General features: G+C 69.8%; 15 protein-coding genes and 2 riboswitches. Of the genes, 9 read left to right on the top strand and 6 right to left on the bottom strand.

Annotation, left to right across the window (positions count from 1 at the left end):
- Nucleotides 1-6 precede the first annotated feature (6 nt).
- Nucleotides 7-276 carry an HAD family hydrolase gene (locus tag BJ988_RS17245; protein WP_246321514.1) on the top strand — a complete coding sequence of 90 codons (270 nt, stop codon included), beginning with the start codon at nt 7-9 and terminating at the stop codon, nt 274-276.
- A gap of 112 nt (nt 277-388) precedes the next feature.
- Here the strand turns inward: BJ988_RS17245 and BJ988_RS17240 are convergent, their stop codons facing one another.
- From BJ988_RS17240 to BJ988_RS17220, 5 genes are all read right to left on the bottom strand, one after another.
- Complete coding sequence (locus tag BJ988_RS17240; RefSeq protein WP_179659113.1) at nt 389-1,009, bottom strand: hypothetical protein; 621 nt, start codon at nt 1,007-1,009, stop codon at nt 389-391.
- Between the two features lie 292 nt (nt 1,010-1,301).
- Nucleotides 1,302-2,522 carry a hypothetical protein gene (locus tag BJ988_RS17235; RefSeq protein ID WP_179659112.1) on the bottom strand — a complete coding sequence of 407 codons (1,221 nt, stop codon included), beginning with the start codon at nt 2,520-2,522 and terminating at the stop codon, nt 1,302-1,304.
- Nucleotides 2,523-2,687: 165 nt separating this feature from the next.
- Nucleotides 2,688-3,308, bottom strand: a complete 621-nt coding sequence (locus tag BJ988_RS17230) for a hypothetical protein (RefSeq protein WP_179659111.1) — start codon at nt 3,306-3,308, stop codon at nt 2,688-2,690.
- Between the two features lie 108 nt (nt 3,309-3,416).
- The gene (locus tag BJ988_RS17225; RefSeq protein WP_179659110.1) at nt 3,417-4,037 is read right to left on the bottom strand and encodes a hypothetical protein; all 621 of its coding nucleotides are present in this window, start codon (nt 4,035-4,037) and stop codon (nt 3,417-3,419) included.
- A 41-nt stretch (nt 4,038-4,078) separates the two neighbouring features.
- Nucleotides 4,079-4,792 (bottom strand): hypothetical protein, encoded by a 714-nt coding sequence (locus BJ988_RS17220; protein ID WP_179659109.1) that lies wholly within the window; start codon nt 4,790-4,792, stop codon nt 4,079-4,081.
- A gap of 335 nt (nt 4,793-5,127) precedes the next feature.
- Here BJ988_RS17220 and BJ988_RS31395 point away from each other — a divergent pair, with 335 nt between their 5' ends.
- Nucleotides 5,128-6,369, top strand: a complete 1,242-nt coding sequence (locus BJ988_RS31395) for a PucR-like N-terminal domain-containing protein (protein ID WP_179659108.1) — start codon at nt 5,128-5,130, stop codon at nt 6,367-6,369.
- A gap of 2 nt (nt 6,370-6,371) precedes the next feature.
- Here BJ988_RS31395 and cbiE read toward each other — a convergent pair whose 3' ends face one another.
- On the bottom strand, nt 6,372-7,736 hold the full coding sequence (cbiE, locus tag BJ988_RS30540) for a precorrin-6y C5,15-methyltransferase (decarboxylating) subunit CbiE (RefSeq protein WP_179659107.1): 1,365 nt from the start codon (nt 7,734-7,736) through the stop codon (nt 6,372-6,374).
- Between the two features lie 54 nt (nt 7,737-7,790).
- A riboswitch (cobalamin riboswitch) is annotated at nt 7,791-7,924 on the top strand.
- Nucleotides 7,925-8,019: 95 nt separating this feature from the next.
- Between cbiE and BJ988_RS17205 the strand changes: the two genes are divergently transcribed.
- From BJ988_RS17205 to BJ988_RS17175, 7 genes are read left to right on the top strand one after another with little or no spacing between them, the layout of a single operon-like run.
- Complete coding sequence (locus tag BJ988_RS17205) at nt 8,020-10,113, top strand: VWA domain-containing protein (protein ID WP_179659106.1); 2,094 nt, start codon at nt 8,020-8,022, stop codon at nt 10,111-10,113.
- Nucleotides 10,113-10,727: a cob(I)yrinic acid a,c-diamide adenosyltransferase gene (gene cobO, locus BJ988_RS17200; protein WP_179659105.1), complete on the top strand. Its 615-nt coding sequence runs from the start codon at nt 10,113-10,115 to the stop codon at nt 10,725-10,727. The genes BJ988_RS17205 and cobO overlap by 1 nt, the downstream gene beginning before the upstream one ends.
- Nucleotides 10,721-13,426 carry a bifunctional hydrogenobyrinic acid a,c-diamide synthase/histidinol phosphate aminotransferase CobBC gene (gene cobBC / locus BJ988_RS17195; RefSeq protein ID WP_179659104.1) on the top strand — a complete coding sequence of 902 codons (2,706 nt, stop codon included), beginning with the start codon at nt 10,721-10,723 and terminating at the stop codon, nt 13,424-13,426. The genes cobO and cobBC overlap by 7 nt, the downstream gene beginning before the upstream one ends.
- Nucleotides 13,423-14,454: a cobalamin biosynthesis protein gene (locus tag BJ988_RS17190; RefSeq protein WP_179659103.1), complete on the top strand. Its 1,032-nt coding sequence runs from the start codon at nt 13,423-13,425 to the stop codon at nt 14,452-14,454. Before cobBC ends, BJ988_RS17190 begins: the two co-directional genes overlap by 4 nt.
- Nucleotides 14,451-15,500, top strand: coding sequence for a FecCD family ABC transporter permease (locus BJ988_RS17185; protein WP_179659102.1), 1,050 nt, complete (start codon nt 14,451-14,453; stop codon nt 15,498-15,500). Before BJ988_RS17190 ends, BJ988_RS17185 begins: the two co-directional genes overlap by 4 nt.
- The gene (locus BJ988_RS31025; RefSeq protein ID WP_218860932.1) at nt 15,497-16,342 is read left to right on the top strand and encodes an ABC transporter ATP-binding protein; all 846 of its coding nucleotides are present in this window, start codon (nt 15,497-15,499) and stop codon (nt 16,340-16,342) included. Before BJ988_RS17185 ends, BJ988_RS31025 begins: the two co-directional genes overlap by 4 nt.
- Nucleotides 16,339-17,412 carry an ABC transporter substrate-binding protein gene (locus BJ988_RS17175; RefSeq protein WP_179659101.1) on the top strand — a complete coding sequence of 358 codons (1,074 nt, stop codon included), beginning with the start codon at nt 16,339-16,341 and terminating at the stop codon, nt 17,410-17,412. The genes BJ988_RS31025 and BJ988_RS17175 overlap by 4 nt, the downstream gene beginning before the upstream one ends.
- Before the next feature lie 8 nt (nt 17,413-17,420).
- A riboswitch (adenosylcobalamin (AdoCbl) riboswitch) is annotated at nt 17,421-17,563 on the top strand.
- The last annotated feature ends 1 nt before the right edge of the window (nt 17,564 follow it).

Here is a 17,564-nt window from a genome sequence, read left to right as displayed (position 1 = left end):
GCGATCATGACGACGGCGAAGCGGGCCGACTTCGACATCATCCATCCCAAGCCGCACCCGGAGCCCTACCTGGCCGGGCTGAAGCGGTTCGGTGCGGCCCAGGACGAGACGCTCGTCGTCGAGGACTCGTCCCGAGGTCTCGCGTCGGCAGTTGCCGCGGGCATCGACTGTGCGGTCGTACGCAACAGCTTCACCGCGCCCCAGGATCTCTCGCGGGCAACTCATCGGATCGACGCCTTGACCGAACTCGCGAGCATTGTCCGTGGGTGCGGGTAGCGCTCTCGCGCCCCCTGTGATCGAGGAAAGGTTGGGCCTGGAGCCGAGCGAAAACATGTCATGCGCGTGACAAGTTTTCGCTCGGCTCGTGGGTGGTGCCTGTGACGGTCGATCACGGATTCGTGATCGTCAGACCGGTGATGGTCCAACTGCCGCTCATGCTGACGGTGTGACCCTGCTCGAAGCCGAGGATCGGGCAGATGAAGCCCGTCGGGGTGTCGGTGACGACCAGGGAGGACCCGGTTGACGTGAACACCCCGGTCGCGTCATCGAAGACGCCGCTCACGTCACCGGCGATGTTGAACGCGCAGTCGGCGGCCTGGACGAACAGCGCCACGTTGGTGAATGCGGCGGGCGAGACCGAGCCGACCTCGGGTCCTGTGATGGCGAACTGCCAGGCACCGATGGGGTCGAAGGTGGAATCGCCGATGATCGGGTTGGTGCAGCCGCCATGGACGACTTGGCCCCACGTCGTAGCGGGTGCCCCGAAGAACCTGCTCGCACCCGCATTGGGGATGGTCCCGGACATGTCGAAGTTCCCGCAGTTGAACGTCTGGCCGGCCTCATTGAAGGTGAAGTCGACGTAATCGCCGGTGAGGCCGACCATGGGTCCGCCGTGAGGTGTGTACGCGTCGACATCGGCCTGCGCCGGCGAGGACGTCGCTACGACGGTTGCTATTGCAAGTGCCCCGGCCGCAAGTGCGGTGAGCAGCCGACTGATGAAGTTTTTCATGGTTCTCCCTGGAGGTGTGGGGGGAATCCGAGAGGTTCACGCAGCGGCCGCGTGAGTAACGGCGACGTGCAGACCGAGGGCGTCGTCGGCTGGGTCAGCAGCTACCGTGAGAAGGCCCTGCGCTCCCGCGTCGGCTTGCCTGAGCACGTACGTCCCGTCGCATGACTCTGCGTCGGTCAGGTCGCCGGTCTGCCCGAGGCCCCCGATCTGGAGCACTTCGGCTGGAGCCACCGCTCCGCCTTCTCCTCGGTGATCCACGAGGAGAGGTATGCAGCGGCGGTGCCCTGATCGGTCACTCGCCCTCGCCGTCCGGGAGGGGCGGCCTTTCCGGAACCTCTGGCGCCGGAAGCGGGCACTGGGGTCGAGTTGGCGTTCCGCCGCACGTGCTGAGGTCCTCCAACGGGATTCTATTGATGGCGACCAGAGTTTTTTGCATAGCGCGCACGGGGTTGTTCGGGCCAGAAGCCATGGCGCTGACCAACGGGCTGAGATCGTCACCGTTGGTGCCGCAGTTGGCGAAGGGAGGAACCTCGATGCCCGAGGACGGGGGGATGATGCGACCGTTGTCCTTGACGTAGTAGGGGTCGTTCAACGGTCCCCGTGAACCAGGATGCAGTCCGTCGTACGCCCCCAACGGGCCACCGCCGTTAGGAGAGTAGGTCCCAGACGTGGTGTCCCCCCAGAGGTAGAGATCAGCTGGCCTCTTCGTCTGGCACCTCGGGCCGAGATCGACCGGAACTCCGTCCACTTCGAGATCGCTGAGTTGGATGTTGATCTTCCCCTCTACCAGCGAGGACGCTCCTGCAATGTCGCTGGGTACCGGGACACATCCTCTAGTCCTGCGGCGGCTCCACACGTGGGCCATCAATGGCTGGACCGCTCGGTCGAGGCGCGGGACAGATATCGTCAGCGTCGCGGTGGCCGGAATGGTTCCGAAGGCGATCAGATTGATCTTGTCCTGAACGAGGATGCCCACCTTGGCCCCACCTCCTTCGAGAGGTTTGATCGGGTAGATCGGGCTGCGAAAATAGCCAGTCATCCACTGCGTGCTCGGATCGGCTGTTGCACACGACGGCTGATAGAAGGGATCAGGGACGCAGCGAATCGCAGCCGTACAGGTGGCCACGTACTTCGTCGGGTTCTCAAGTGGCTCGTTGAGTTCGGCAAAGTACAGGGCGCCCCAGATCGGACGGGAAGTGATGGACATCTTTGAGCGGCGCACGACTGCGTGCTGTGAAGTGGTGACAGTGCCCTCAGTGAGGCTGATCGACAGGTTCGCGGGAAGGTCGTCGAACCCAGGTTGGCCCTCGGCTGGGTTGGCCGCCAACAACGCCTTCAGTTCCGGTGTCGGAACCTTCACGCTGCTTTGGGAGGCGCTCTGTGGATCGACCTCGGGATCACCCTTGGCTGGGCCGGTAGGGAGGACCAGCAAGGTCCCTGCCAGCACGAGGACGCCGATGGCAGCTCGGCCGGTGCGTGCTCCGGCGCGAAGTCCAGGGTGGGGGATGCGCATGAAGAGTTCCTCACGGTGGTCGGTCCGGTGAGGACCGAACGGGTGTCCGCACTCAGTTAAGTCATCGGTTGTGGCGAGTGCCACAGGTTCGCTGAAGGTCTGGTTTGGAATCGGCGAAACTTGTCACGCGCGTGACAAGTTTCGCTCGACTGGTCGATCGGATTATCAGGGGTTGGTGATCGTCAGGCCGGCGATCGTCCAGGTGCCGCTCACGCTGATGTCATCGCCCTTCACGAAGCCGAGGAGCGGACAGGTGAACCCGGCTGGATCGTCAGCGATCGTCAGGGTCGACTCAGTGGGCGTGAAAACGCCAGTGGCGTCGTCAAACGTGCCGGAGACTTCCCCAGCGACGTTGAACGAGCAACCGGCGGCCGTGAGGAGGAATCCCGCATTGGTGAGCCTGGCGGGGGAGACCGAGCCGACCTCGGGCCCAGTGATCGCAAATCCCGAAATGCTGGTTGGATCGAAACTGGTTTCACCGAAGATCGGGTTGGTGCAACCGCTGTAGTCGAGCTGGTCCAATGTGGTGGCCGTCGTCCCGAACGGTCTACTGAGACCGGTGCTGATCAGTGTGCCGTGCATGTCGAACTGCTCGCAGCTGAACGTCTGATCGGCAAAGACGTCGGTGAAGGCGATGTCGTTGCCGATGAAGGCGACGGTGGGGCCGCCGTGTGGTGTGTACGTGTCGGCGGCGGCCTGGGCAGGCGAGGACATCGCCACGACGGTGGCGATGGCGAGCGTGCAAGCGGCGAGACCGGTGATGACGCGGTTGATCAGGTTCTTCATCACTTTTCTCCTTTGGTCGTGGGATGGCGATTAACCGGAAGGGGGTCTGTGTCGATGGCGATGGCCATCGACACAGACCCCCTTGATGGATGGGTCAGCGCTGATCGATCACGGGTTGGTGATCGTCAGACCCGCGGCCGTCCAACTCCCGTCCACGGAGACGCTCTGCCCCTGGGCGAGGCCGAGGATCGAGCAGACGAAACCGACCGGGTTGTCGGAGATGACCAGGCTCGAACCGGTGGGGGTGAAGAGCCCCGTGGAGTCGTCGAAGTTGCCGGTGACCGCGCCCGCGACGTTGAAGTCGCAGTTGGCCGCCGACACGAACGCGGTCACGTTCCGGAGCACGGCAGGCGAGACCGAGCCGACCTCGGCTCCGGTGATCGCGACGTCCCAGGCGCCGGTCGGCTGGACAGTGGTGTCCCCGGCGATCGGGTTGGTGCAGCCGCTGGAGTCGAGGTTGTCGAGCGTTCCGGCGGATGCCCCGAAGGCCCGGCTCGTACCCGAGTTCGAGATGCTGCCCTCCAGGTTGAACACCTCGCAGGTCAGCGTCTGGCCGGCGTCGTCCGCGGTGAAGGACACGTTGCTGCCGACGAATACGACCGGGTTCGGGCCGGTGGGGGTGTAGTCGGCGGCAGCGGCCTGGGCCGGCGCGGACATGGCCGCGACGGTCCCGACAGCGAGGGCTCCGGCAGCGAGACCGGTGAGCACGCGGCTGGTGATCTTCTTCATGATGTTTCTCCTTGTGTGGTGTTGTGTTGAACCCGAGAGGCTCACGCGGTGCCCGCGCGAGGATTGGCGATCTGCAGCTCGAGGGTGTTGTCGGTGCCCGGCACCAGGGCGTTGATCGGGATGGAGCCGAACCAGGGGAAGAAGCCGGGGATGTCGAAGAAGTTCAGGGCGGCACACCCGGTGAAGCTCCCGATCGTGTAGGTCGAGGTGACCCGGCCGCCGCCGTTGACGGTGAAGAACTCACCCTCAGGAGTGCTGGCGGTGATGTCGACCGGTTCGGCGGTGTGGCAGCGGCTGCCGACCGCCAGCGGCCACCAGACCCCGAACACCTTGGCCTTGACGTCGCTCAGCTTGATGTCGTAGGCGACCGTCGAGCTGAGCCTCGACTTGCCGAGCTGGTCGGTGGGCACGATGGCGCCGGTCAGTGGCCCGACCTGGGTCATGGTGACCTTCGCCTGAGCCGGGATCCCGAAGATGTCGAAGTTCATCGTCTGTGCCGGGATGGCGAGGGAGCCGCCGACGATGTGGCCGTTGGTGAGGTCGAGGGTCGACTCGAGCACCGAGGGCCCGATGGCCATCGATGAGTCGACCTGCGCACCGATGTGGGTCGTACCGACGGCGTCGTAGTCGATCTCGAGCGTCGGGTTCTGGTTCGCTTGTGCAGCGGGTGCCCCGACGAGCAGCGCGGTGGCCACGAGGGCGGCGAATGCCGTGGCGACCAAGGTGCGGCGACGGGGTGGAGGCTTGGTTCTCACGTGTTCCCCTTACGGTGTGGGAGGGGTGATCGAGCCGGGTGGGAGATCGACCACAACTGCGATGACGGCACCATTGAGGGGGTCGCGGACGGTGGCTGGCTACCGTCGCGACATCGAAAGTCACCAGATCCAGCCAAAATTGTCAGGTCGGTGACAATTTCGCCTCAGCGGTGAAAATTTGTGAGGCCCATCACAAGTTTTCGAGGTTCTGACGCCTCATGCCTCGGTGGCTCTGGACGTGGAGGTCTCCCGCCACTTCACTGCATTCCGGGACACGTCCTTTGCGCGGCTCCCCAGGTCGCAGAGAGCGAGGGACGGAAGTGGAGGAGAGCTGCGTGACTTCGACGACACGACCGGACACGGACATGTTCACGGGCCTGATCCCGAGAAGGCCCCACCCGACGCTGCGAATCGACCTGTCGCCGCCACCCAACCTGATCGCGCGCCAGATCGTGGTGGCCTACCGGCCCCGTGCCCGCCACCTGTCTCGCCGTATCGCCAGACGCATCTGCGCCGAGGTGGCCGCGTTCAGCGACCCGCGGCTGCACGGCGTCATCGAGAAGGCGCTGGACGAGGCGGTCGCGCTCTTCGTCGATGCGATGGCCGGTGCGCCCGTGCGCGGTGCGACCGTCGCCCACATCTACCGACGACTGGGCAGTCTGGAGGGCAGGGCCGGCCACAACCTCGATGCGATGCGAGCCGCACACCAGATTGCGACGCAGGAAGCCTGGCGAGAGATCTCGAAGATCGCCGGTGACCTGAAGCTGTCGCCGACGGTGGTGAGCCACCTCGCCGAAGCATTCATGGACTATCAGCATCAGCTGCTGGAGCACGCGATGCGCGGCTTCGCCGAGCCCACGCCGCCGATCGACCCCCGGGTGCCGCTCTTCGCGGCGCTCGTCGGCGACGTACGGACCGGCGACCTGTGTGCCCTGGCCGGACGCGCCGGCTGGAAGGTCACCGACCGGGTGGCCGTGGCGGTGGTTCCGGGCGGACCGGTCCCGGCGGAGCTCAGCACGCCCGCGCCGCGACTGCTCACGGGTCCGAGCGAGGGGGCCATGGTCGTGATCGGGGCCTCAGGCGCGGTGCACGTGAGGGCCAGGGCGGTCGTCGCCGCGACGAGCCGCCCGGTCGCCGTCACCTGGGAGGTGCGGCTCGACGAGACCCGCCACGCCGTACGTTGGGGCCTGCGGGCCGTGGATCTGGTCGCCGAGCAGGTCCTCCACCCCTCCGCGGACGGCATCGTCTGGTGCGCCGATCACCAGTCGGAGCTGTGCCTGCACGCCGACCCGACGCTGCGCCGCTTCGCGGACGAGCAGCTGCTCGCGCCCCTCTTGGAGGAGACCCCGAAACGGCGCCTGGCGCTCGCCGAGACCATGCTGGTCTGGCTGCGGGCCCGGCCCAGCGCTCCTGTCGTCGCCGAGCAGCTGAGGGTCCATGATCAGACCGTGCGCCACCGGCTCAAGCGGATCAAGGAGCTCTTCGGCGACCGCCTCAGCGACCCGGCAGAGACCGTCGGACTGCTGACCGCCCTGGAGTCGACGACCCCGCGCTGGCGGCGCGACCTCGCCTCCTGACCTCACCCGACGGTGAGAGTCCATTGGGTGACCGACCGGGCCGGGGTCCAGCCGGTGAAGGTGCCGATCGGGGCTGAGGTCTCGACGGAGATTCGGGTGAGCTCGCCGCCGTGCTCCTGGTAGGCAGCGGCCAGGAGCTGCTCGGTCTCGAGGGTGACTCCGTGGACGACGATCCGACCGCCGGGCCGCAGCGCCGCGAGGCAGGTGTCGAGCACGCCCGGACGGGTCGCGCCGCCGCCGATGAAGATCGCGTCCGGGGCGGGGAGGTCGGCCAGGGCGTCGGGGGCGCGGCCCTCGACGACGCTCAGGTTGGGTACGCCGAGGCGGGCTGCGTTGCGGGCGATCCGGGCCGCCCGCTCGGGGCTTGCCTCGATCGCGGTCGTGCTGCACGTCGGGTGTGCCCGCATCCACTCGATCCCGACCGACCCGGCTCCGGCGCCGACGTCCCAGAGGTGCTGCCCCGGGGCCGGGGAGAGACGGGACAGCGCCGAGGCCCGTAGGTCGCGCTTGGTCAGCTGGCCGTCGTGCTCGAAGGCTTCGTCGGGGAGGCCTGGGGACCAGGTAGCGGGGAACGACTGTGTTGGTCTCGACACGCCTCCGCCCAGGGGCTCCGGCGGCTCGACCAGCGGAAGGTGGCCTCCGTCGGTCGACACGCCTCCACCTTGCGGCTCCGGCGGCGCGACCGACGGGCGGCCCCCGCTGGTTGAGCCGGACCCGCGAGGAACGAGCGGGTCCGTGTCGAAACCAACAGAGTCGCCGACGCACTCGATCGCCACGATGTTGAGCCGCGGCGACTCGCCGACCCAGGTCGACGCGGTCGCCGTCCGAGCAGACTCCGTCTCCGCCCCCAGGTCACCCAGGACGGTCATGGTCGAGGCGCCGAAACCGGCCCTGACCAGGAGGTCAGCGACCGACACGGGAGTGGATCCGTCCGAGGAGAGTGCCAGGATGCGGCGGCCGGGGGCGAGCTCGCGGGCGATCAGCGCGACGTCGCGGCCGACGAGGCTGACGGCCACGCACGACTCGGCCGGCCAGCCCATCCGGGCGCGGGCGAGGGCTACGGAGGAGACGGCCGGCTCGATGCGTACGTTCTCCGGGCCGAGCAGGTCGATCAGGGTCGTGCCGATACCGGAGACGAGCGGGTCGCCGGAGGCCAGAGCGACGGCGTCGCCGACGGAGCCGAGCAGGGCCGGGAGCCCGTCGCGGAGCGGCGAGGGCCAGGGCTCGCGGCGCTGACCGGGGACGTCCGGGACCAGGTCGAGATGGCGCTTGCCACCGAGGAGCACCGAGGCGCCCCGGATCAGCTGCTGGTGACGTACGGGGACCTCGTCCCAACCACCGGCACCGATGCCCACCACGACGATCATGGGGCCAGACGCTACAGTGACCGCAGAGTCACGAGGTGCCCCGACTGCCCAGCCATCGGAAACGGTGAGGAAGGCAGGACGGGAGAATCTGGGAAGCCGGTGAGAGTCCGGCGCAGGCCCGCTGCGGTGATCCGAGCCCCATCAGGGGACTCGGTAAGTCCGAAGACCGGCCCCGTGACCATCCAATCAACGCGATAGGGAGCGGGAGCCTCTCATGCCGGTGCACTATCCATTTTCTGCCGTCCTCGGATGCGAGGCGGACTCAGCCACAGGGCTCGACGACATGGGCCTCGCGCTCGTGCTCACCACGATCTCCCCGGAGATCGGCGGCGTCCTGGTCCGTGGCGAGAAGGGGACCGCGAAGTCGACGGCCGTACGCGGCCTGGCGGCCGTGCTGCCCTCGATCTCGGTCTATGCAGGGGATCGGTTCTCGATCGATCCCGACGACCCGTCCGCGGAGTCGCCGGACGGCCCGTTCGGGCCCGACGCCGTCGTGGAGAGCCGTCCGGTGCGGCTGATCGAGCTCCCGGTGGGAGCCACCGAGGACCGGGTCGTCGGCTCGCTCCACCTGGAGAGCGCGCTCTCGCGCGGTGCGGTCGAGTTCGAGCCGGGGCTGCTCGCCCGGGCACACCGCGGTCTGCTCTACGTCGACGAGGTCAACCTGCTCCACGACCACCTGGTCGACCTGCTGCTGGACGCGGCGGCGATGGGGCGCGTCTCGGTCGAGCGCGACGGCGTCTCGGTCTCGCACGCCGCGCGCTTCGTCCTGATCGGCACCATGAACCCCGAGGAGGGCGAGCTGCGTCCGCAGCTGCTGGACCGCTTCGGGCTCACGGTCGAGGTCGCCGCGCCGCGGGATCCCGCGCTTCGCGTCGAGGTCGTACGCCGCCGGATGTCCTTCGACCTCGACGCCGCTGCGTTCGCCGAGCGCTTCGGCGGAGCCGATCGTGCGCTGACCTCCCGGATCGCCGCCGCTCGTGAGCTGGTCGGGAAGGTCCGGCTCACCGAGCCGGGGCTGCTCAAGATCGCCGAGGTCTGCGCGGTGTTCGAGGTCGACGGGCTGCGTGCCGACATCGTCACCGCCCGCACCGCGGTCGCGCACGCTGCCTGGGCCGGCCGGTCGGAGGTCACTCGGGCCGACATCCGTCGGGCTGCGCTGCTCGCGCTGCCGCACCGGCGTCGGCGCAACCCGTTCGATGCTCCGGGGATCGACGAGGATCTGCTCGACCGCATCCTCGGGGACGAGGAGCTGCCGCCTGAGCCGCCGGAGGGTCCGGGCGACTCGGGGGACGACTCGGGTCCCGAAGACGACTCTGTTGGTCTCGACACGCCTCCGCCTAGCGGCTCCGGCGGCTCGACCGACGGGGGAGAGGACGGCTCGACCGACGGGGGAGAGGACGGCTCGACCGACGGGGGAGAGCCCCCGCTGGTTGAGCCCGGTGAGCGCCAGCGAGCCGGTGTCGAAACCAACACAGACGACTCCGCGGACGACCAGCCCCAAGGCGCCGCCGCACCCGAGTCCGTCACCGGTGCCGCCCCCGCGTACCGCCCCCGCCTCCTGACCGTGACCGGCCTGGGCACGGGCCGCACGGGCGGCCGGAGCAAGGCGATCGGCAGCAGTGGTCGCCGGATCGGCGCACGGGAGAGCAGCCGAGGCTCGCTGCACCTGGTCGAGACGCTCAAGGCGGCGGCGGGAAAGCAGGCCACCCGGGGACGTACGTCCGGACGAGTCGAGCTGCGGGTCGAGGACCTGCGCACCGCGGTCCGCGAGGGGCGCGAGGCCAACCTGGTGCTCTTCTGTGTGGACGCGTCCGGGTCGATGGCCGCGCGCAAACGGATGGCCCAGGTGAAGGCGGCGGTCCTCTCGCTGCTCCTCGACGCCTACCGGCGCCGCGACAAGGTCGGGATGATCACGTTCCGCGGCGAGGGCGCCGAGCTGGTGCTGCCGCCGACCGGGTCGGTCGACCTCGCCGCGGCCCGCCTCGACGAGATCCCCGCCGGAGGGCGTACGCCGCTGGCCGAAGGCCTTCTCGAGGCCGCCCGGGTGCTCCAGCGCGAGCGTCTGCGTGACCGTGATCTGCGGCCGCTGCTGGTGGTCGTGACCGACGGCCGGGCCAACTTCCCCAAGAAAGATGGACAGGCCCACGGGAAGGACGCGGTCCGGCGCTCGCAGCAGGCCGCCGCGTACGTCGCCGGTTTGGGGGTCACCACCGTCGTCATCGACTCCGAGAGCGGACCGATGCGGCTCGGGCTGGCGCGCCAGCTGGCCGCGCACCTGGAGGCGGAGCACGTGCCCGTCGCCGAGGTGAGCGCCGAGGCGCTGACCTCCGCTGTCCACGGCTTCACCGGATCCACCACCGGAAGGGGCGTTGCCTGATGCCGAAGGGACAGCCGCTCAACGTACCCGACGACGGGCTCACCACCCGTCAGCGTCGCAACCGTCCGCTGGTGATGGTCCACACCGGGCCCGGCAAGGGGAAGTCGACCGCCGCCTTCGGGCTCGCGCTGCGCGGCTGGAACCAGGGCTGGCGGATCGGGGTCTTCCAGTTCGTGAAGTCGGCCAAGTGGCGCATCGGCGAGCAGACCGTGCTCGAGCGTCTCGGTGCGCTGCACGAGGAGACCGGCGAAGGTGGTCCGGTCGACTGGCACAAGATGGGCTCGGGGTGGTCCTGGTCGCGCAAGCAGGGCGACGCCGAGGACCACGCCGCGGACGCCGCCGAGGGCTGGGCCGAGATCAAGCGGTGCCTGGCCGCGGAGACGTACGACCTGCTCGTCCTCGACGAGTTCACCTATCCGATCAAGTGGGGCTGGGTCGATGCCGCCGAGGTGGCCACTGTGCTCGCCGAGCGACCGGGGCGTCAGCACGTCGTCATCACCGGCCGCGACGCCGACCCGGCGCTGCTCGAGGTCGCCGACCTGGTCACCGAGATGACCAAGATCAAGCACCCGATGGACGCGGGTCAGAAGGGCCAGCGGGGCATCGAATGGTGAGCCTGCCCCGGCTGGTGGTCGCTGCTCCTTCGACCGGCTCGGGCAAGACGACGATCGCCACCGGGTTGATGGCGGCGCTGCGCTCGGCCGGGCATGTGGTCAGCGGTCACAAGATCGGACCGGACTACATCGACCCGGGCTACCACGCGCTCGCCACCGGGCGCCCGGGCCGCAACCTCGACCCGCACCTGGTGGGGGAGTCGCGGGTCGTGCCGCTGCTGCTCCACGGCGCTGCCGGGGCCGACGTGGCGGTCGTCGAGGGCGTCATGGGGCTCTATGACGGCCGGCTCGGCACCGACGGGTTCGCCTCCACCGCCCACGTGTCCTCGTTGACCTCGTCGCCGGTCGTCCTGGTGCTCGACGTCGCCCGGATGTCCCGCTCCGCTGCCGCGATCGCTGCCGGCATGGCCGGTTTCGACCCGTCCGTACGCATCGGGGGAGTCGTCCTCAACCGGTGCTCTCCTGGGCGCAACGCCGACGAGATCCGGCGTGCGTTGGACGGTCTCGGGCTGCCGGTGCTCGGCATGCTCCCGCCGGATCCTTCGCTGGCGACGCCCTCGCGTCATCTCGGTCTCGTCCCGGTCGACGAGCGGGACGAGTCGGTCGCGCTGATCGAGCGGCTGGGGGAGCAGGTCGCGGCTCATCTGGACCTGTCCGCTTTGCTGGAGGTTGCGCGGTCGGCACCTGAGCTGGACGGGGATCCTTGGGATGCGGCGATGGCGTTGCGCGAAGGCGACCGTGTTGGTTTCGACACGGCGTCGTTCGTTCCTCACGACGCCGGCTCAACCAGCGAGGCGGCCGTTGGTCGAGCCGCCGGAGCCGCCAGGCGGAGGCGTGTCGAGACCAACACAGTCGACGACGCGAATGCTCGCCCGGTGATAGCTGTCGCGGGCGGACGGGCGTTCACCTTCCGCTACCCCGAGACGGAGGAGCTCCTGGAGGCGGCAGGCTGCGACGTACGCTCCTTCGACCCGCTCGCCGATCCTGCGCTGCCCGAGGGAACGCGCGGGATCTATCTCGGCGGCGGATTCCCGGAGATGTACGCCGCCGAGCTCGCCGCCAACACTAGCCTTCTCCGCGACCTCCGCGTCGCCGTCGAAGCGGGGGTCCCGACCGTCGCCGAGTGCGCCGGGCTGCTCTATCTCGCGGAGTCCCTCGACGGCGTCCCGATGGCCGGCGCCCTCCCTGCCCGCGCTGCGATGAGCGAGCGCCTCACTCTGCGCTACCCGGTGGCCACGGCCGCCTCCGACTCCCTGCTCACCCGGGCCGGGGAGCAGGTCACCGGCCATGAGTTCCACCGCACCACCACCTCACCTCCTGCCGGAACGCAGGCAGCTTGGAGCGTCGATGGTGCCGAGACCGGCTTCAGCAGTGACACGGTGCACGCGTCGTACCTCCACGTGCACTGGGCCGGTCATCCGCACCTGGCCCGCCGGTTCGCCGATGCCGCTCACGCGTTCGCCGGTCGAACGGCCGCCACCGCTGGTCGAGCCGCGAGCGCTAGCGAGCGTGTCGAGACCAACACGGTCGATTCGAGCGCGACAGGGGACTGTGTTGGTCTCGACACGCCTCCGCCTAGCGGCTCCGGCGGCTCGACCAGCGGGGCGGACGGCTCGACGAGCGGGGCGGACGGCTCGACGAGCGGGGCGGACGGCTCGACGAGCGGGGTCGCCGATCCGTTGCGGCACCACGGGGATGTCGAGATCGGCGACGGGCTGCTCGACTTCGCGGTGAATGTCTACCCGGGCGAGCGTCCGGAGTGGCTGGAGGCGGCGCTGCGGGAGTCGCTCGCGTCGACCACCTACCCCGACGAGGAGCCGGCGCGGGCCGCGTTGGCGAAGCACCACGGCCGTGAGCGCGACGAGGTGCTCCCGACGGCGGGGGCGGCCGAGGCGTTCACGCTGGTCGCTCGGGCACGGGCCTGGCGTAAGCCGGTCGTCGTCCATCCGCAGTTCACCGAGCCCCACGCGGCGCTCGAGCAGGCCGGGCACGAGGTCACCGAGGTGCACTGCCTGGCCGAGGACGGCTTCGCCCTCGACCCGGCCGCGGTGCCCGACGACGCGGACCTGGTCGTCGTCGGCAACCCGACCAACCCCACCGGCGTACTCCATCCCGCTGCCACCCTCCGCGCCCTCCTCCGCCCCGGCCGTCTGGTCGTGGTCGACGAGGCGTTCATGGACGCGGTTCCTGGCGAGCCGGAGACCCTCACCGCCGTCCGCGCGGACGGCCTGCTGGTGATCCGCAGCCTCACCAAGCACTGGTCGATTCCCGGGGTCCGGGCCGGCTATGTCGTCGGCGACACCGCTGCGATCCGCGACCTGGAGTGGGCGCGCACCCCGTGGTCGGTCTCGGCCACCGCTGCCGCCGCGATGCTCGCCTGCGCCACCGAGCAGGCGAACCTCGAGGCGAGGAAGCGCGCCGAGCAGATCGCCACCTGGCGCGACCATCTCGAGGCTGGCCTGCGAGTCCGCGGGATCGAGTACGTCCCCTCCTCGGCCTCCTTCGTCCTGGCCCGTCCGGGTGCCGGGGTCCGGGATGCCTTGCGAGACAACGGCATCGCCGTACGCCGCGCAGACACCTTCCCCGGTCTCGGCCCCGACTGGGTGCGGATCGCCGTGCGGCCAAACGAGCCGACCGACCAGCTCCTCGCCGCACTCAGTCACCTGTCGGACCGGAACCGTTGCGGCTGTGACACATGAGGCGCATCAAACGTCACACCAGTAACGGTTCCGGTCCGCATCGAGACCGGATCGCCACCGCGGCCGGGCTGATGGCAGGGTTCGCGCTCGACCGGCTGCTGGGGGACCCACGCCGGTTCCACCCCGTCGCGGGGTTCGGCACGGTCGCGCTGCGGGCGGAGGACCGCTGGTATGCGGACTCCAGGGCTCGGGGCGTGGTCCACGTCGTCACCCTGGTCGGGGGAGCGGCGCTCGTCGGAGCCCTCGCCGAGCGAGCGGCTCCAGGACGTGCCGGGAGGATGCTCGTGACCGCTGCGGCGACCTGGGCGGTGCTGGGTGGGCGTTCTCTGGAACGCGAGGCGATGGCCGTCCACGCGCATCTCGACCGGGGCGACCTCCCCGGGGCACGAGCACAGGTCGGCCGCCTGGTCGGCCGGGACACCGACACTCTCGATGCCTCCGAGGTGACCCGTGCCGTCGTCGAGTCGGTCGCGGAGAACACCTCGGACGCGGTCGTCGCGCCGCTGGTGTGGGGAGCCGTTGCGGGGGTGCCCGGACTGCTCGGCTACCGCGCGGCCAACACCCTCGATGCCATGGTCGGTCACCACAACGACCGCTACGAGCGCTTCGGCTGGGCCGCTGCTCGCCTCGACGACCTGGCCAACCTGCCGGGTTCACGGCTCACCGGACTGCTCGTGCTCGCGGTGCGTCCGGGCCGGGCTCGGACCGCGTGGCGAGCCTGGCGCCGCGACGCGCCCAGCCACCCCAGCCCGAACGCCGGGGTCGCCGAGGCGACGTTCGCCGGCGCGCTCGACACCCGACTGGGCGGTACGAACACCTACTACGGCAGCCGCGTCGAGCATCGCGCCGTGATGGGGGACGGCCCGCCCGCCGTCCCCGGCCATATCCCCGCCGCCACCAGGCTCGCCCGCCACGTCGATCTCGGCGCCGCCCTGGTCGCCGCCGCGGTGGCGTACGCGATCCGGGAGGCCAAGCCGGGCAGGCGCGGGCCGGGCGGTGACCGGACGACGCTCGACGTCCTGCCATGAGATCCGTCTCCGGTGGGAACCGCAGAGCGCCCTTCGTACCGCTGGTCCTCGGCCTTCTGGTCGCCTCGGTCCTCAGTGCCGTGGTCTCCCTCGCCTTCGGCTCGGAGCGGATCCCGGTCGCCGACGTCGTCGCGGCGGTCGGGGACCGGATCGAGGGCAACGCCCCGGGGAAGTGGGACGTGATCGTGTGGGACCTCCGTCTTCCGCGGGCGCTGTTGGCCCTGGTCGTGGGTGCGGGCCTCGCCGTGGCCGGGGCCGGGATGCAGACCCTGGTCCGCAACCCGCTCGCCGACCCGTTCCTCCTCGGGATCAGCTCCGGGGCGTCGGTGGGGGCGACGGCGGCGATCACCACGGGCGCTCTGGCCGGCTTCGGCATCTACGCCGTCTCGACCGGCGCCCTGGTCGGGGCGATCTGCTCGGCGCTGCTGGTCTGGCTGGTGGCGACCGCGCAGGGTGGGCTGACCCCCATCCGGCTGGTGCTCTCCGGGGTGGTTCTCTCCTCGGGGCTCTCCGCGATCGCCTCGTTCCTGGTCTTCATGAGCGACGACCCTCGCGCCGCCAACTCGGTGATGTTCTGGATGCTCGGCAGCGTGGGCGGCGCCAGCTGGGAGAAGCTGTGGCTGCCCGCCGCCCTCACCGTCGTCCTGGGGCTCGGGATGCTCGCCATGCACCGCTGGCTGGACGCCCTCGCCGCCGGCCCGGAGACCGCAGCGGCGCTCGGCGTGAACGTCGCGGCTCTGCGTACGGTGCTGTTCGTCGGGCTGGCCGTGCTGGTCGGCCTCCTCGTCGCGGTCAGCGGCGGGATCGGGTTCGTCGGACTGATCGTCCCGCACGCGGCCCGCCTGCTCGTGGGCGCCAGGCACCGGGTCGTGCTGCCGGTCGCCGCCCTGGGCGGTGGGCTGTTCCTGCTGTGGGTCGACGTGCTGGCGAGGATGGTCGCACGTCCGCAGGAGATCCCGCTCGGTGTGGTCACCGGCGTCGTCGGCGCACCGCTGTTCCTCCTGCTGCTCGGCCGCGGCAGGTATCGGTTCGGAGGCGAGGGATGAGCGGGCAGGAGATCGGACCGGTGCTGCGGTTGCGCGGGGTCGGCGCCCGGCTGGGCGAGCGCGACGTGCTTCGCGACATCGACCTCGACGTGCCCGTGGGCACCAGTCTCGGGATCGTGGGAGTGAACGGGGTGGGCAAGTCGACCCTGCTGCGGATCCTCGCGGGAGTGCTGAGGCCGACCACCGGACACAGCTACCTCGCCGACTCCTCCGGCGTGCTCCGCGAGACCAGCCGGACCTCGTCGCGTGAGCGCTCCCGCAGGCTGGCGTACGTCCCCCAGGAAGAGGTCGCCTCCACCGAGCTGCTCGTCGGCGAGATGGTCGCGCTCGGCCGGGTGCCACGCACCCGTCCCTGGGCCCGCGGCGGGACGCAGGAGCGCGAGATCGTCCGCGCGGCTCTCGACGCGGTCGGGCTGGCCGACCGCATCGACGACCCCTGCGACCGTCTCTCCGGCGGGGAACGGCGGCGGGCGGTGATGGCTCGCGGTCTCGCCCAGGAGTGCCCGGTGATGCTCCTGGACGAGCCCACCAACCACCTCGACGTCGCCTGGCAGCTGCGGTTGCTGCAGACGGTCGCCGACCGGGCCGAGACCCTGGTCGCGACGATCCACGACCTCGACCTGGCGCTTCGCTCCTTCGACCGGCTGGCGGTTCTCGGCCGGCCCCAGGGCTCCGACCCCGACACCGGCCCGGCGACGGTCGTGGCCCATGGCCCGCCCGCCGAGGTCCTCGACGCCATCAGCGTCGACCTCCACTTCGGCGTCGGCTCCGTCCAGGTGACCCATCCGCACCTGGCCCAGCCCCACCTGCTCATCCACCCCCGGAAGGACCACTCGGCATGACTCCACGCCTTGCCTGCCTCGCTGCGCTCGCACTCGGCGCCACGATCCTCACCGCCTGTGGAGCGGAGGAGACGACCGCGTCCGGTGCCGCCGGCACCGACGCGATCACCGTCGAGAACTGTGGCGAGAAGGTCACGGTCGACGAGCCGCTCACCGAGCTCTACGCCTACGACGGCGGGATCATCTCGATCGCGCTCGCCGCCGGTGCACGCGACGAGCTCGTCGCAGTCACCGGTCTGGCGCGTGACAAGCAGCTGCTCGAGCTCGCCTACCCGCAGGATCGTGTCGACGAGCTCCGGGTGGTCGGGGAGGATCAGCCGACCCTGGAGACGGTGCTGGCGGTGAAGCCGCAGATGATGTTCGCGGGCTGGGGCTACGGCTTCGACGAGTCGCGCAACCTGCTGCCCGAGACGCTCCACGAGCAGGACATCGCCACCTATCTGCTCAGCGAGACCTGCCGGCAGGAGGACGGCGACCGCGGCACCATGGACGCCTGGACGGCGCTGCGTACCGACCTGCTCAACATCGGTGAGCTGACCGGCCACCGGGAGACCGCGGAGAAGGTCGTGACCGACATCGAGGAGCGACGCGAGGCCCTGGAGAGTGCCCCGAATCCTGCGAAGGAACCGACGGCGTTCCTGTTCGACTCCGGGACCGATGCCATCTTCACGTCCGGCTCCTTCGGCGGGCCGCAGGCGATCTTCGACACCGCCGGGGTGACCAACGCGACCGGCGACGTCGAGGACACCTGGACCGAGGTCGGCTGGGAGCGCATCGCCGCCGCTAACCCCGACGTCATCTACTTCGTGGACTACCCCGGCCAGTCCTACGAGGAGAAGGTCAAGGTCCTCAAGTCGAACCCCGCCTCCCGCGATCTGCCCGCCGTCAAGGAGAACAGGTTCGTCAACCTGCCCTACGCGATGTGGGTCTCCGGCCCCCTCAACATCGACGCCGCCGAGTGGGTCCGACGCTCGCTGGAGCACTTCGGGATCGTCCCCGATTCGGGGATCGAGCCGACGCTCGACATCACCGATCTCACCAATCTCGACGGCAACGAGTGGCTCCGCTGAGTTCTGGCTATAGTGCACACAACGGACATGAGGAAGCCGGTGGAACTCCGGCACAGTCGCGCTACTGTGACATCGCCTCGCGGCGGTGGAGTCAGACCCGAGTGTCCGTCCAACCCCATCGAACAGGGACGCAGAATCCCTGAGGAGGACAT

Origin of the sequence: Nocardioides panzhihuensis, assembly GCF_013408335.1 — a bacterium.
In the GTDB taxonomy this organism is placed as follows: Bacteria; Actinomycetota; Actinomycetes; order Propionibacteriales; family Nocardioidaceae; genus Nocardioides; species Nocardioides panzhihuensis.
Note: the sequence above shows the minus strand (reverse complement) of the source record. Positions and strands in the feature narration are given on the sequence as shown.

What these genes read in the sequence shown, in the direction of transcription:
- BJ988_RS17245 (WP_246321514.1), top strand. Translation starts at nt 7, where the DNA reads ATGACGACGGCGAAGCGGGCCGACTTCGACATCATCCATCCCAAGCCG.
- BJ988_RS17240 (WP_179659113.1), bottom strand. Translation starts at nt 1,009, where the DNA reads ATGAAAAACTTCATCAGTCGGCTGCTCACCGCACTTGCGGCCGGGGCA.
- BJ988_RS17235 (WP_179659112.1), bottom strand. Translation starts at nt 2,522, where the DNA reads ATGCGCATCCCCCACCCTGGACTTCGCGCCGGAGCACGCACCGGCCGA.
- BJ988_RS17230 (WP_179659111.1), bottom strand. Translation starts at nt 3,308, where the DNA reads ATGAAGAACCTGATCAACCGCGTCATCACCGGTCTCGCCGCTTGCACG.
- BJ988_RS17225 (WP_179659110.1), bottom strand. Translation starts at nt 4,037, where the DNA reads ATGAAGAAGATCACCAGCCGCGTGCTCACCGGTCTCGCTGCCGGAGCC.
- cbiE (WP_179659107.1), bottom strand. Translation starts at nt 7,736, where the DNA reads ATGATCGTCGTGGTGGGCATCGGTGCCGGTGGTTGGGACGAGGTCCCC.
- BJ988_RS17205 (WP_179659106.1), top strand. Translation starts at nt 8,020, where the DNA reads ATGGGCCTCGCGCTCGTGCTCACCACGATCTCCCCGGAGATCGGCGGC.
- cobO (WP_179659105.1), top strand. Translation starts at nt 10,113, where the DNA reads ATGCCGAAGGGACAGCCGCTCAACGTACCCGACGACGGGCTCACCACC.
- cobBC (WP_179659104.1), top strand. Translation starts at nt 10,721, where the DNA reads ATGGTGAGCCTGCCCCGGCTGGTGGTCGCTGCTCCTTCGACCGGCTCG.
- BJ988_RS17190 (WP_179659103.1), top strand. Translation starts at nt 13,423, where the DNA reads ATGAGGCGCATCAAACGTCACACCAGTAACGGTTCCGGTCCGCATCGA.
- BJ988_RS17185 (WP_179659102.1), top strand. Translation starts at nt 14,451, where the DNA reads ATGAGATCCGTCTCCGGTGGGAACCGCAGAGCGCCCTTCGTACCGCTG.
- BJ988_RS31025 (WP_218860932.1), top strand. Translation starts at nt 15,497, where the DNA reads ATGAGCGGGCAGGAGATCGGACCGGTGCTGCGGTTGCGCGGGGTCGGC.
- BJ988_RS17175 (WP_179659101.1), top strand. Translation starts at nt 16,339, where the DNA reads ATGACTCCACGCCTTGCCTGCCTCGCTGCGCTCGCACTCGGCGCCACG.